Annotated in this window: 9 protein-coding genes; 2 read left to right on the forward strand and 7 right to left on the reverse strand. The window is 64.1% G+C overall.

Going from position 1 to position 14,627, the window contains the following annotated elements:
• Positions 1 to 4: 4 nt before the first annotated feature.
• The 6 genes from ACVOLR_RS07435 to pilG all read right to left on the reverse strand — a co-directional run bounded on the left by ACVOLR_RS07435 (position 5) and on the right by pilG (position 11,701).
• Complete coding sequence (locus tag ACVOLR_RS07435; protein ID WP_481535873.1) at positions 5 to 1,351, reverse strand: chemotaxis protein CheB; 1,347 nt, start codon at positions 1,349 to 1,351, stop codon at positions 5 to 7.
• A complete protein-coding gene (locus tag ACVOLR_RS07440; RefSeq protein WP_481535874.1) occupies positions 1,338 to 8,201 on the reverse strand; it encodes a hybrid sensor histidine kinase/response regulator in 6,864 nt (2,287 codons plus the stop codon). The genes ACVOLR_RS07435 and ACVOLR_RS07440 overlap by 14 nt, the downstream gene beginning before the upstream one ends.
• 108 nt (positions 8,202 to 8,309) lie before the next feature.
• Complete coding sequence (locus tag ACVOLR_RS07445) at positions 8,310 to 10,346, reverse strand: methyl-accepting chemotaxis protein (protein ID WP_481535875.1); 2,037 nt, start codon at positions 10,344 to 10,346, stop codon at positions 8,310 to 8,312.
• Between the two features lie 41 nt (positions 10,347 to 10,387).
• Positions 10,388 to 10,918 (reverse strand): chemotaxis protein CheW, encoded by a 531-nt coding sequence (locus ACVOLR_RS07450; protein ID WP_481535876.1) that lies wholly within the window; start codon positions 10,916 to 10,918, stop codon positions 10,388 to 10,390.
• Positions 10,918 to 11,280 carry a response regulator gene (locus tag ACVOLR_RS07455; RefSeq protein WP_481535877.1) on the reverse strand — a complete coding sequence of 121 codons (363 nt, stop codon included), beginning with the start codon at positions 11,278 to 11,280 and terminating at the stop codon, positions 10,918 to 10,920. The genes ACVOLR_RS07450 and ACVOLR_RS07455 overlap by 1 nt, the downstream gene beginning before the upstream one ends.
• A 19-nt stretch (positions 11,281 to 11,299) precedes the next feature.
• On the reverse strand, positions 11,300 to 11,701 hold the full coding sequence (pilG, locus tag ACVOLR_RS07460) for a twitching motility response regulator PilG (RefSeq protein WP_057628851.1): 402 nt from the start codon (positions 11,699 to 11,701) through the stop codon (positions 11,300 to 11,302).
• Positions 11,702 to 11,941: 240 nt separating this feature from the next.
• Here pilG and gshB point away from each other — a divergent pair, with 240 nt between their 5' ends.
• Positions 11,942 to 12,889 (forward strand): glutathione synthase, encoded by a 948-nt coding sequence (gshB, locus tag ACVOLR_RS07465; protein WP_481535878.1) that lies wholly within the window; start codon positions 11,942 to 11,944, stop codon positions 12,887 to 12,889.
• Positions 12,889 to 13,779, forward strand: coding sequence for an energy transducer TonB (locus ACVOLR_RS07470; protein ID WP_481535879.1), 891 nt, complete (start codon positions 12,889 to 12,891; stop codon positions 13,777 to 13,779). The genes gshB and ACVOLR_RS07470 overlap by 1 nt, the downstream gene beginning before the upstream one ends.
• Positions 13,780 to 13,918: 139 nt before the next feature.
• Here ACVOLR_RS07470 and tsaB read toward each other — a convergent pair whose 3' ends face one another.
• Positions 13,919 to 14,626, reverse strand: coding sequence for a tRNA (adenosine(37)-N6)-threonylcarbamoyltransferase complex dimerization subunit type 1 TsaB (gene tsaB, locus ACVOLR_RS07475; RefSeq protein ID WP_481535880.1), 708 nt, complete (start codon positions 14,624 to 14,626; stop codon positions 13,919 to 13,921).
• Between the last annotated feature and the right edge of the window lies 1 nt (position 14,627).

Below are 14,627 nucleotides of genomic sequence, written 5' to 3' on the forward strand. Positions count from 1 at the left end.
GCGGTCACACCGCGCAATGCACAGCCAATTCGGCGGCGAGATATTCCGGATCACCAGCGCTCAAGCCAGCGACGGCCAACTGGCTGGCAGCGGCCGGGTCGTAGCACCCTTCGCCGATCTGTCCCGCCACCCAACCGCCCTTGCCGGCAAACTCCAACGCTGGGGCGACCATCGCCACATCAGCGCCACTAAGCAACAGCACCGCACTGCGATCAGGTTGCAGCGCGTGCAGCAGATCGTTGGCTTCCGCGCAGAAGCGCAGGCCCTCAGCAGTCGACTCCACGCCGATAACGTCTGGAAGAATGTAGACATCACCTGGAATCAGGCTTTGACCCGGATCGGCCAAGGTGACCGGCAACGGCGTCGCCCGCGCCATCTGCTTGACCAGATTGGCATAGCGGCCACCATCCAGACGCAGCTGCACCAGCACCGGGCGCGCGAAGTCTTCCGGCAGGCCGGCCAGCACGCGGCGCACCGCATCCGGGCCGCCAATGCCTGCAACCAACAACACCGCACCATTACCCTCGGCAGCAGCTTCATCCAGCTCCACCAGCGACAGGTCACTGTTGAGCAGGCTGGCCAGGGCCGGTGGCGGCTCCGGCGCAACGCTGGCGACAGGTGCGGCCTCATAACCGTCGTCTTCCAGCAGCGACCAGCTGCTGAAATCGCCAATCGGCGCCTTCTTTTCTTCCGCTTCAACCACCACAACAAGCGGCTCCGGCGGCAGCGGCGGTGGCATGCTCGCTGCCGGTGACGTTGGCAACGACGGCTGCGCCGCTCCTGCGATCAATTCTTCAAACGTCAGCACTTCCGGGCGCGGTTCAAGCGCACTTGCCGGTGCCACATAGATTTCATCGGCTGGCAGGTCGTAGGCCTGCACCTGTGCCTCGTCCAGATGGAACTGCAGCGGTGCATCCAGGTACCCATCGGCAGGACGCGGTGGCAGACCCGGCTCCAACGCGTTCGCCGGCTCGGTATCTTCATGCTCCAGACCGGGCGGCAACACGTTGTCATGGCCCTGCAGCTTGGCCGCCAGATGGCGGATCCAGCGCTGCGCCTCCCAGCCTTCGCGGCGCGCGGCAAGCTCAGCTTCTTCGAACAACAGAGAAAGCTCTGGCGTCTCCAGCACCGACTCCAGCCGCTCCAGCGCGTCCTCCACTGCCGGCTCCAAGGCAACCAGCACCACCTGCGGCGCTGCCGAAGTCAGCGCGGCTGGCTCCAACTGATTGGGATCTTCTTCCAGCACGATACGGCCGCCTGCGGCGACCAGTGCTTCGCGCAGGCGATCGCGGGCGACGCCGGCACGGGCCAGCAGTGCAACCGGCTTGGCAGTGTCGTCAGTCGCGTGCACGGGCGATCCCCAGCAGGTCATAGACATTGCGCATCAAATCCAGCTCCTGGTACGGCTTGCCGAGATAGCGTTGCACGCCGATCTCGAATGCGCGCTGGCGATGCTTGTCGCCACTGCGCGAGGTGATCATCACGATCGGGATGTTCTTGTAGCGTGGATCGGCACGCATCGCGGTGGCCAGCTCGTAGCCGTCCATACGCGGCATTTCGATATCCAGCAGCATCAGGTCCGGAATGCGCTCCTCCAGCTGCTCCAGCGCTTCCACGCCGTCGCGGGCGACCGCCACGTCCAGATTGTGACGCTCCAGCACACGGCCGGTGACCTTGCGCATGGTCAGCGAGTCGTCGACCACCATCACCAACGGCACGTGGCGCTGGCTGCTGGTTTCGACCAGTTCCACCAACTGCTGCGGCTGGGTCAAATGACGACGCACCAGCGGTGCTACGTCGAGGATCACCACCACGTTGCCTTCGCCGGTAATCGTGGCGCCGTAGATACCCGGCACCGAGGCGATCTGCAGGCCCACCGGCTTGACCACGACTTCGCGGTTGCCCAGCACCTGGTCGATCGCCACCGCTGCGCGCAGGTCGCCGGAGCGCACCAGCAGCAGCGGAATCTCGGCCTGGCCTTCGGCCTTGGCCGCAACCTGGCCCACCAAGGTACCGAGGTTGTACAGGCTGAAGTCTTCGCCGTTGTAGTGGTAACCGTCTTGCCCGGACTCGAAACGCTCGCGGGAAATACGGCCGATACCACTGACCGACGCCACCGGCACCGCATAGGTGGTCTCGCCGATGCGGACAAACACCGCCTGGGTGACCGCCAGCGTCTGCGGCAGGCGCAGGGTGAAGGTCGCGCCCTGGCCACGCACCGAGTGGATGTCCACCGAGCCGCCGAGCTGACGCACTTCGTTGCGCACCACGTCCATGCCCACACCGCGGCCAGCCAGCTGACTGACCTGCTCGCTGGTGCTGAAGCCGGAAGCAAAGATCATCTGGTCCAGCTGGGCGTCGTCGATCTGCTCGTCGCTGCCCAACAGGCCACGTTGCTCGGCGCGGCGGCGGATCGCCTCGCGGTCCAGGCCGGCACCGTCATCGCCCACTTCCAGCACGATTTCCGAACCTTCGCGGCGCAGACGCAGGGCGATTTCGCCTTCTTCCGGCTTGCCCGCGGCGGTACGCCCGGCCGGCTGTTCCAGACCGTGTGCAACCGAGTTGCGCAGCATGTGTTCCAGCGGCGCGACCATGCGATCCAGCACGTTGCGATCGAGTTCGCCGTGGGTGCCTTCCAGCTTCAGGTGCACCTGCTTGTCGGTTTCCTGCGCGGCCTGACGCACCACGCGGCGCAGACGCGGTACCAGGCCGTCGAACGGCACCATGCGCGCGCGCATCAGGCCGTCCTGCAGTTCCGAGCTCACACGTGACTGCTGTTGCAGCAAGGTGTCGTAGTTGCGCGACAGATCGTCCAGCACACCTTGCAGACCGCCCAAGTCGGCCGCCGATTCGTTCAGCGCACGGCTGAGCTGCTGCAAGGTGGAGAAACGGTCCAGTTCCAGCGGATCGAAGGTCTGGTCGGCCTGCTCGTGCTCGCGGCGGTAACGCGCCACGATCTGTGCTTCGGTCTCCAGATCCAGACGACGCAACTGGTCGCGCAGACGTGCGTTGGTGCGATCCAACTCGGCCATGGCGCCACGGAACGCGCCCAGCTGCTGCTCCAGACGCGAGCGGTAGATAGCCACTTCGCCGGCGTGGTTGACCAGGCTGTCGAGCAGGTCGGCGCGTACACGCACCTGTTCCTGTCCACGCGGTGCGCCTTCTTCCTCGTTGCCGGCCTGCTCTTCGCGCAGCGGTGCAGACAGTGGCTCGATCGCGGCCAGCGGCTGCGGCAGCACGTCGGTGGCAGCAACACTTTCCGGTGCCGATTCGAACGTGGTGACAGCTGCTTCAACCGGTGCCTGCGCGGCTTCGGCGCGGCCATCGGTACGTGCTTCGAAGGCCTCGATCAGGTCGGTCGGCATCACCACCGCGCGATGCTCGCCGGTACGGATCAACAACTGGTGCAGACGGTCAAAACCGCGCTCCAGCAGCTGCACGTCGGCGCGGGTGATTTCGGTACGGTTGGCTGCAACAGCCTCGAGCAGCGATTCGATGCCGTGGCCAAGGTCGCCGATGGCGTTGATGCCGGCCATGCGTGCGCCACCCTTGAGGGTGTGCAGGTCACGCTGCAGACCAGCCAGCGCGTCGCGGTCTTCCGGCGCGGCGCGCATGTCGTTGACCAGACCATCGCAATGGTCGAGCAGGTCCTTGCCTTCCTCGACAAAGATATCGACCAGCTCGCGATCCAGGTCGGCGAAGTTCAGCGGCCCGGCGTCCAGTTCGTGCGCCACAGGCGCGGCGACCGCTGCCTCAGCCTGTTCCGGCAACGCTGCGGTCAGCGGTGCCAGCACGGCCTTGGCGACGACCAGGGTTTCAACGGCGACTGGCTCAACAATGTCGCTCGCAGCCACATCATCAAGCTGTGCGGCTTCTTCAAGCTGCTCGGCTTCTTCAATCGCCACAGCGTCCTCGACCGAAGCATCTTCTTCGCTCGAAGCAGCCTCTTCGATCAAGGTAATCTCTTCAACAACGATTTCTGCTTCGGCTTCGGCTTCGGCTTCATCAGCAGATTCCGGCTCCAACGCTTCATCCACGACCGGCGCATCGCCAATCGCAGCAACATCATCGGCCTGGGCCGCGTCTATCGATGCCGGAACTGCAGTGTCGTCGATGACTTCGACCTGCTCCACGGCGATGTCAACCTGTTCTTTGGCCGCAGCCTGTTCAACGGCTTCCGTTACCAGCAGCTCGTCTTCTTCAGCCGGCTCAGTCGGGCTTGATGCCTCGGCTTCGGCGTCACTCGAACCCAGCTGCGCTGCGCCGACGGCAACTGCAGACGCACCGGTAGCGATGGCCAGGGCGCGTGCGATCACGCTGTCGCGATCATCCAGATCATTGGGCGCTTCCACAGCGGTCGCCTCATTCGGCTGACCGTTTTCAGCCTGTGCGTCGACTGCTTCGGCTGCAAATGCCGCATCAGCGTCAATGGCAACAGTCGATTCGGATTCAATCTCGCCAGCTTCGACAGCGAGCTGCGAATCGTTTGCTTCTGCGGACTGCTCCGGTTCCTCGGCGTCGTGTGCAACACCCCAGGTCGAGGCGCGCACAGCGTCATAGTGGTCCTCAGCTTCAACGGCCTGCTGCAGGACAGCCGGTTCGATGACCTCAGCCGATTCGGCGATGTCGATCTGCCCGGTCACTTCGTCAACCGCAACCACAGTTGCCGACTCGCTTTCGGCAGCGGCTTCGACCGGCTCCGACAGCGACTCAGCAGCAACGGAATCAGCAGTCTCGGTTACTTCAAGCGCGCCGTGCTCGGTGACGTCAGCAACAGGCGGCAGGAATTCGGGTTCTGCTGCAGCCGGCGGTTCGGTGGTTTCCACCGATGCCACGCTGCCAGGCGTTTCGTCCAGCAAGCCAGAGTCGAAGTACGCGGACAGGTCTTGCGTGCCAACCGACTCCGGGCTGATGTTACTCGCCAGCGAACCTGCCGACTGCACAGCCACGACATCGTCAGCAACAAAATCGTCCTCGGCTTGCATCGGCGGCCACTTGCCGTCCGGCAAGGCATCAACCAACGCCTGCAGGCGCTCGGCCACACCCGGGAACGCAGGGATGCGTGGCGAAGGCGCCCGCAAAGCAGTAATCGTGGTGTGCACCGCCGCCGCCATCTGCGCAAGCGCATCCACGCCTGCAGCAGTCGGCGTAATCGCCGCGGCCAGCGAGCGCTTGACGAAGGTCTCCGCCGGGCTGGTGATCTGGGTGATCACCGGCACATCGGTCATCGCGAATGCACCGCTCATCGTGTGCACGGCGCGCAACAGGTCTTCGGAGACCGGCTGTGGCTGTGCAACCGAGCCAGCCAGCCAGGTATTGACTGTGACCAGATGCGCGCCGATCTCGGCTTCGAGAATTTCGCGTAGCACCTCGTCCACCGATGCAGGGGTACCCTCTGCATCGTCGATTTCAATAGCTGCTGCGACCTCGCTTTCCGCCGCAGCGTCAACGATCCCGGCTTCCGGCACCACTTCGTCAACCGGCGCGGCAGCTGCAACAGTGCTGACGCCGGCCACGTAGAACGCTTCTTCGCCTGCGGCAACGCGGTCAGCCACATCCTGCATGCCCAATAGATCGGACTGGATGCTGCCAACGCCACGCAGCGCGGCGTTCAATTCCGGCAATACGTCGTAGGCCTGCGTCACCGCGGCCATGACTGCCGGACTGGCAGGACGACTGCCGTCGAGCACGCGGTTGAGCATGCTCTCGATCTTCCAGCTGAACTCACCCAGGGTGCGTGCACCGACCAGGCGGCCACTGCCCTTCAGCGTATGGAATACCCGGCGCACTGGGCGCAGACGCTCCATATTGGCCGGCGCAGCCCGCCATGCAGGCAGCAGATTGCCAAGATTCTCGAGTTCTTCGTCGAACTCCTCGATGAAGACTTCGCGGATGTCCTGATCGATTACGTCGCCACCGTCGATGAAACCGCCCTCAAGCTGCTGTGCCGGCGCGAACGTGCGCGTCGGCGCGGCTGCACTGGCAGCAGTTGCAGCGATCTCGGCCGTAGCCGGTTCCGGCTGCAGCGACTCAGGCATTACGAACGGATCGAAGGACTCGGCAGCCGCATCCAGCTGTGCCATGAACGCCGCGGTTTCCATATCCAGCTTGGACACGGCTTCGGCCGGCACGGATACCGGCTCAATCGCTGCGGATACCTGCTCGATCGGCGCAGCCGCCAGCTCCCAATCGCTGGCGACAGGGGCCTGCGCATGGCTTGCGCCATCGATCGCCGGATTATCGGACTCCAGCTCCGCGCTGAAGAACACATCAGCGTCGGCAAACTCGATGTTGACCAGCTCGGCATCCGCCAAGCCGTTGCCGGCAGGCTCGGCCGTGTGCGCGGCTTCTGTATCGGCATCGTCCAGCGTCAGCAGCGACGCGTCGAAACGATAGCTGTCGTTCGCGCCAGCAAGCGTCATGTCCTCAGCGGCGACCGGATCAAAGCTCGCTGCAAACGACGCCGACGCTTCAACCTCATTCGAATCCGCCAACTCGTGGCCTTCAAGCACCATCGGTGCCAGAGTGAAGCTGCTCTCAGCGGCTTCCGATGTCTCGGCGGCAACTGGATCAAACGCGGAAATCTCCGCTGCGACTTCTGCTGCCTGCGCTGCAAACGCTGCAGGCGCGTCCACGGTCTGGACCGGGGCGACCGGAGTTGCCACGGCGTTGATCGCCGCGCCAAACACCAACGGGTAATCGGCCACAGCTGCCTGTGGCTTTTCTTCCACTTCCAGTGGCGGCAACGGCGGCGGCATTACCGGCGCGGCGATGACCGGTGCCTGTTCAACGACCGGCGATGCTTCGGCCACCGTTTCAGCAATTTCGTCCTGCACTTCGACCGGATCGGCCGCCGCCGCTTCGACAACTGCGGCGATTGCGCTATCCGCAACCGGCGCGGCGACGACCTCAGCAGCCACCTGCTCGACGACAGCTGCGTCAGCCACGGCCTGCAGCGACGGAATCGGCCAGTAACGCAGCGTTTCCAGACTGGTGCGGGTGATGTCGAGGATTTCCTCGCGGCCTGGGCGGCGATCGCGCAGGGCTTCCAGGAAGTACTCCAGGCTGGCCATGGCGTCGGCCAGGGTGTCGAGCTGGCGCCCACTGGGGATACGCTGGCGTGCGATCAGCTCGACGTCGATGTACTGACGCACGGCTTGCAGATAGTCGGCCGGCACCGGCATTTCCAGCATGCGCAACGCGCCGGAGACCTCACCGAGCAGACGCGGCACTTCGGCCAGGCGTGCGTGGTCCCAATTGGTCTCGATGAAGGCGACAAACGATTCGCGCGCAGCAGTGAAGTTGGCGATGGCTTCATGCGCCAGCACTTCCACGGTACGGCGGGTCTCCACCGAACCGGCATCATCGTCACCGCTGACATTGGCGCCCAGGTGGGCGACCTGCTCGTCCAGCGATGCGTCCACATAGAGCAACGCGCCAGCGATATCCAGCAACAGGTTGTCATCGATCTGACGCGTGCCGTTGACGACTTCGCGCAGCGAATCGCGCTGCTGGGCGACGATGCCACGGGCAACGCCCAGACCCATCACGCCCAGGGTATCGGAGACAGCACCCAACTCATTGACCTGCACCTGCAGATCGGCCGGATTGCCATCCATGCGCATATGCAGGTCGAGCGCATCCTTGATGCGCATCAGTTCTTCTTTGACCGCACTGCCGACGGTATCGAGCAGTTCGCGGTTGCGTCCACTCAAACTGCCACGTGCGTGCTCCAGCTCATCCGGGCTGGCATCGCTGGCATCGGGATTGAAGGCGAACAACACGCTCTCATTGATGCCTTCAGCGCCGCGTGCAGCGCGGATGTCATTGAGCAGCGGCAGCAGCACGATCGGAATATCACGGTGGCCGTTCTGCAGGCGCTCCAGATAATCGGGCAGCAGCACGGTGCCACGCATCAGCGTGGCACAGGCTTCATCACGATCAGGAATGCCGCCATCGCGCACCGCATTGGCCAGCAGCTCCAGCTCCTCGGCAACCATCGCCGGTGCATACAGCTCGACCATCCGCAGCGTGCCCTGCACCTGGTGCAGGTAGCCGGCGCAGAAACGCATGCGGCTGGTATCGCTGGGATCTTCCACGAAGGCTTCGACCTCGTTGCGCACCTGGCGCAGGGTCTCGTCCAGCTCGGGTTTTACCCAACCCAGAGCTGCGTGGCTCATCGCATCGCGCAAGGTACTCATCGCACTCCCCCGTGCAGCATCAATTGCATGCCGTCCGGGCGGCCCTGCGTTGCGTTGTGACGAAACTTCATCTGCTGATTCCTCTGCATCCCCGCCCGATCAGTCCGTTCAGGCCGGCAACTTGAAGTCGGCCACCGAACGGCGCAGCTCTGCCGCCAACTGGTTCAACTGCCCCAGCGAGTCGGCGGTCTGCCCGGCGCCCTGCGAGGTCTGGCCGGTAATCTGCCGGATCACGCCCATCGTCTGGGTGATGTCGGTAGCTGCCGAGGCCTGCTGGTTGGCGGCGATGGAGATGCTTTTAATCAAATTGTTCAGTGCGTTGGACACGCGCTCGATTTCGGTCAGCGCGGTACCGGCGTCTTCGGCCAGGCGCGCACCGGACACCACTTCGGCGGTGGTCTGCTCCATCGAGGTAACCGCTTCGTTGGTATCGGCCTGAATCGCCTGCACCAGACCTTCGATTCGACGGGTTGCACCGGAGGTACGTTCTGCCAGGCGCTGCACTTCGTCGGCCACCACGGCGAAACCGCGACCGGCTTCACCGGCTGAGGCTGCCTGCACGGCGGCGTTCAATGCCAGGATGTTGGTCTGCTCGGAAATGTCGTTGATCAGTTCCACGATCGAGCCGATTTCCTGCGAGGACTCACCCAGGCGCTTGATGCGCTTGGAGGTTTCCTGGATCTGATCGCGGATCTGGTCCATGCCCTGAATGGTCTGCCGCACCACACCGGCACCTTCGGTGGCGATAACCACCGAGCGCTGTGCCACTTCGGCCGACTCGGTGGAGTTGCGCGACACCTGCTCAATGGAGGTGGCGATTTCGCCGATACGGTCCGAGGCGCTGGTGATTTCGTCGGCCTGGTGGCCTGCGGCTTCGGCCAGCTGCATTGCCGTTGCCTGGGTTTCCTGTGCCGACACCGCCACCTTGGAGGAGATGTCGTTGATGGTGGTCACCAGGTGGCGCAGTTCGTCCACGGCGTAGTTGATAGCGTCGGCGATGGCGCCGGTCATGTCCTCGGTCACCGAGGCCTTTACCGTCAGGTCACCTTCACCGAGCGAGCTGATTTCGTCCAGCAAACGCATAATCGCCTGCTGGTTGCGGCTGTTGAATTCCACCTGGGTCTGGTAACGCACGTCCTGCTCGCGCGAACGGGTGCGCACCGTGCTCCAGACAAAGCCAATGATCGACAGCACCGACAGGCCGCCGAAGATCACGCTCCACCAGAAGTTCGGGAAGATGCGGGTGTCGCGGGCCGAACCGAACGCCGAGAACGCATCGAACAACTTACGGCTGCTCTGCAGCATCTTGTCCGAACCGGTCGCCAGGGCGGCTGCCGAGGACTGTGCAGCGAACAGGTTGCGCGAGCTGGCCAGAATGGCGTCGGCGTCCTTCTTCATCTTTGCCCACTGGTTGGCCGACTGTTCCAGCGCAACCTGTGCATTGGCGTTGCGCACAGCGGCAATGCCCATTTCCTCATTGCCGTTGCGCAGACCTTCCAGCACCTGGGTGAACACCACCATGTCGCGTGCCAGCGCGTCGCCGGCGCCGCTTGCACCGGCACCACCGGCACGGATTTCGGTTACGCGACGGGCCATGGTGCCCACCACCACCACCTGCTGCAGGCCGTTGTAGACCTGCGAGGACTGGGCGCCACCGGCGGTCATCGCACGCACCACTTCGTTCAACTGCGCCTGCAGCTGCGGCACCGCGCCGACGAAGGCGTCGGCGTTACCGGCCAATGCCAGTACCGCCGGTTCGGAGGCGACGATCTGCTCGGCGTTCTTGGACAGCGGCTTCCAGGTATCCACCAGCGCGCTCAACGGGCCGGACACGCCGGTCTCGTTGCCGTAACGGCCCTGCAACTCGCTGACCGTACTTTCCACCTTGCTGCGCGTGTCCTTGAAGGCTGCGTAGCTTTCGCGGCTACCGGCCACGGCTTCACGGCCCTGGTTGGCCAGCTGCTGTGACAGCACCTGCAGATCGGCGGCGCCTGTACTGGCACCGGCCAATCGGCTGCCCTGGTAGGTCGCCACGCCGGTGTTGGCACCGAACACGACCATCGAGAGCACCAACAAGCCCAACCAGAAGTTGGTGCTTACATTGCCAAGCTTGCCAGCCTTGGCGCCTTCAGGAGCAGTACTCATCGTTCGACCTCGGTCTTGATACGAAGAGGCAAGCGCGCCAATCAGGCGGCCGCTTGCCGGAATTCAGGAGTGCGGGAAAGCAGTGAAAGCGAAAAAACGCCCCAGTCACGGCCTTCATCATGGAAGGCCCGCTCAACGAAGTGCGCATAGCGGCCCTGGGCGATATCACCGGCAGGCACCTGCATCGGTGCCTCGAAGCTGCGCTGGCCATACAACTCATCGATCACCAGCGCCACGTCGCCGCCGCTCTGGCGCATGATCAACACGCGCTGGCCTTCCTGCGGCGGCGTACGCTCACCTTCCAGGAAGTTCTTCAGATCCACCACCGGGAACAGGTTGCCGCGCAGGTTGCCCACGCCCAGCAACCAAGGCTGCGCGCCGGGAACCGGGGTGACCGGCGGCATGGGCACGATTTCCACCACTTCGCGGAAATCCGAGACCAGATGCCGGCTGCCAACGCGGTAACCCACGCCACGCCAGACATCCTGCGAAAAGCTGCGCTCAGGCAGCTGTACCGCGTGCGCCAGACTGCGGCGTTCGTAGGCTTCAAGGATGTCGAATGGAGAAAGCATCAACCCACCAATTTGTTGATCCGCGCGATCAGATCATCCTCGCGCGGCGGCTTGACGATGTAATCGCTGGCGCCTTGACGCATGCCCCAGGCCTTGTCGGTTTCCATGCCCTTGGTGCTGACGATCAACACCGGAATAGCACGGGTGGCCTCGTCACGCGACAGCGCGCGGGTGGCCTGGAAACCACTCATGCCCGGCAACACCACGTCCATCAGCACCAGCTGCGGAGCCTGCTCACGGGCAATCTTCAGGCCGTCCTCGGCGTTGTCAGCCGACAACACCTCGTGCCCAGCCTTGAGCAGCCACTGTGTAAACACCGCCCTGTCGGTCGGTGAGTCCTCGATCAAAAGAATTCGAGCCATTTTGTGCCTTTCCCCCTGGTCAGGCGTTGACGTATGTGCGGATGGCACCTAGTAGTTCGTCGCGGGTAAATGGCTTGGTGAGGTATTGCTCGGAACCGACGATGCGGCCACGGGCTTTGTCGAACAGGCCATCCTTGGACGACAGCATGATCACCGGCGTCGACTTGAACAGCTGGTTGCCCTTGATCAGCGCACAGGTCTGATAGCCATCCAGCCGCGGCATCATGATGTCGACGAAGATGATCTGCGGTTGCTGATCGGCGATCTTGGCCAACGCTTCGAAACCGTCAGTAGCGGTAACGACCTCGCAACCTTCACGTTTGAGCAGTGTTTCAGCCGTGCGCCTGATGGTCTTCGAATCATCGATGACCATCACCTTCAGCCCTGCGAGTTCCCCACCCGCAGCCATGTTTTCAACCATTTTTGATCCCCGAACGCGCGACCGATACCGGATGCGATATTGCCGCGAAAGCGCATCTATATCCCAGCCCAGCCGCGAACTGTCAAGCGATGCCGGCAGGACTTGGCCGATCGCCGAGGTAATGTGACCTGCATCTCAATAAAAGCGCAGCGCCATTCAGCCTCAGTGTTCCGCTTTCCGCGCTGTGCGGCCCCGCCCTGAACGGCTAACATCCTCCTCCAGATCTGCTGGATTCAAGTCATGCCTTTAGACGTCATCGTGGTGATGGACCCCATCGCCGACATCAAGATCGCCAAGGACACCACCTTCGCCATGCTGCTGGAAGCCCAGCGCCGCGGGCATCGGCTGCACTATGTGCGCCCCGGCGGGCTGTCACTGCATGGCGGCCAGGCACAGGCCGAGGTTGCCCCGCTGCAGGTGCGCGACGACAAGGCCGGCTGGTTCAGTTTGGGCGAGTTCGCACCGCTGACATTCGGCCCGGGCCAGATCGTACTGATGCGCAAGGATCCGCCATTCGATGGCGAGTACCTGTACGACACCCACATCCTCAGCGTCGCCCAGCAGGCCGGCGCCACCGTGGTCAACGACCCGCAGGGGCTGCGTGACTTCAACGAGAAGCTCGCTGCTTTGCTGTTCCCGCAGTGCTGCCCGCCGACCCTGGTCAGCCGCAACGCGCGCGAGCTGAAGGCCTTCGTGCTCGAGCACGGCCAGGCCGTGCTCAAGCCGCTGGACGGCATGGGCGGGCGCTCGATCTTCCGCAGCGGCACCGGCGATCCGAATCTCAACGTGATCCTGGAGACGCTGACCGATGGCGGCCAGCACCTGGCCCTGGCGCAGCGCTTCATCCCCGACATCACCGCCGGCGACAAGCGCATCCTGCTGATCGACGGTGTACCGGTGGACTATTGCCTGGCGCGGATCCCTCAAGGCGACGAGTTCCGCGGCAATCTCGCCGCTGGCGGCCGCGGCGAAGGCCGCCCGCTGAGCGAGCGCGACCGCTGGATCGCCGCCCAGGTCGGCCCGGAAATGAAACGCCGCGGCATGCGTTTCGTTGGCCTGGACGTGATTGGTGATTACCTGACCGAGGTCAACGTCACCAGCCCCACCTGCGTGCGCGAGCTGGATGCGCAGTTCGGCCTGAACATCGCTGGTCAGCTGTTTGATGCCATCGAGGCTGGCCTGGCCTGATGTATTCCCAGCCTGACGTATTGCCCGCGGCACCGCGGGTCAGCGAGCAACAACGGCTGACCGCCACCCTGGTGCTGTCAACGCTCGTGCACGGCCTGCTGATCCTCGGAGTGGGCTTTGCAGTCAGCGACAGCGCCCCGCTGGTACCCACACTTGATGTGATCTTCAGCCAGACCAGCACGCCGCTGACGCCCAAGCAGGCTGATTTCCTGGCCCAGGCCAACCAGCAGGGCGGCGGCGACCACGACAAGGCGCAGCGCCCACGCGACTCCCAGGCCGGCATCGTGCCGCAGCTGCAGAACGGGCTTGCACCGGTACCGCTGCAGGCGCAGAGCGCGGCAGCGCCACCGCCGCCACAGGCGCGCATCATCACCAGCACCCAGGGCAAGGACCCGGTTGCGACCGCGCAGACCCAGCCCTTGCCGGATCGCCCAGACGCCAACGCACCAATGAGCGCGCGCGAACAACGCGATGCGGCAATGGCGCGACTGGCGGCCGAAGTGCATCTGCGCTCGGAGCAGTACGCCAAGCGTCCCAACCGCAAGTTCGTCTCGGCCAGCACCCGTGAGTACGCCTATGCGAACTACCTGCGCGCCTGGGTCGACCGCGCCGAGCGCGTCGGCAACCTGAATTATCCCGATGAAGCGCGCCAGCGCCGGCTTGCCGGCCAGGTGGTGATCACGGTCGGCGTGCGCCGCGACGGCAGCGTTGAGAGCAGTCGCGTCCTGCGCAGCAGCGGCGTGCCCTTGCTGGATGCCACCGCCCTGCGCGTGATCGAGCAGGCACAGCCGTTCCCGGCATTGCCTGAGACCAAAGACGACATCGACATCCTGCAGGTCACCCGCACCTGGATGTTCCTGCCCGGCGGGCAGTTGCACGACGATCGTTGAGCAACCAGTTCTGTATTTTGTGGGAGCGGTGTAAACCGCGAAGCTGGTACTACCCGAACCACCAAGCTGATCGCCATCTGATGGTGCATGAGCTTCGCGGCTTACGCCGCTCCCACAACCATCACACACCGCGGCCGCTTCAGCGCTTGGAATCGCGCAGCGCCTGCTGTTCGATCAGGGTCAGCGCGACGTTGTCGCGCAGATAGGCTGGCTGCACCAGCTCAGGAGCGATGGCTTCGCCGCGCAGCATTGCCGGCACGGCGATCTTCAGCACATCGGCAGCACTTGGCAGGGCCTGCGCATCCACGCTACTCAGACGCGACTGCAGGCGCGCGCTCAACACGCCCTCGCCCGCCGCGAAACCGGTACCCACACCGGCCCAGACGCTGTCGTCGGCCGGCAGTTGCACGGCATCCGGCGCAACCAGCAGCTCACGCTCCTGCAACTGTAGGTCGCCATCGGCATCACGCAGATAGCGCGCCACATACAACTCACCCATGCGCGCATCGATGCACGCAAGTACGCCTGGCGCATCAGCAGGTGCACGCAGCGCCAGGGTCTGCAGGGTCGATACCGGCAGCAAGGGCCGATCCAGCGCCAAGGCAATGCCCTGCGCGATCGCAATTGCCAAACGCACGCCAGTGAAGGCACCCGGCCCACGGCTCAGCGCGATGGCGTCCAGCTGGTTGCGGGCAATACCGGCTTCAGCCAACAACTGCTCGGCCCACGGCAGGCTCAGTTCGGCGTGCCGGCGCGGCGCTACTTCAAACCGCTCCAATACCTGCCCATCCACATACAGGGCAACGGAACAGGCTTCGGTGGCGGTTTCAAAGGCAAGCAGCTTCATG

This window comes from Stenotrophomonas sp. STEN030 (assembly GCF_056759995.1).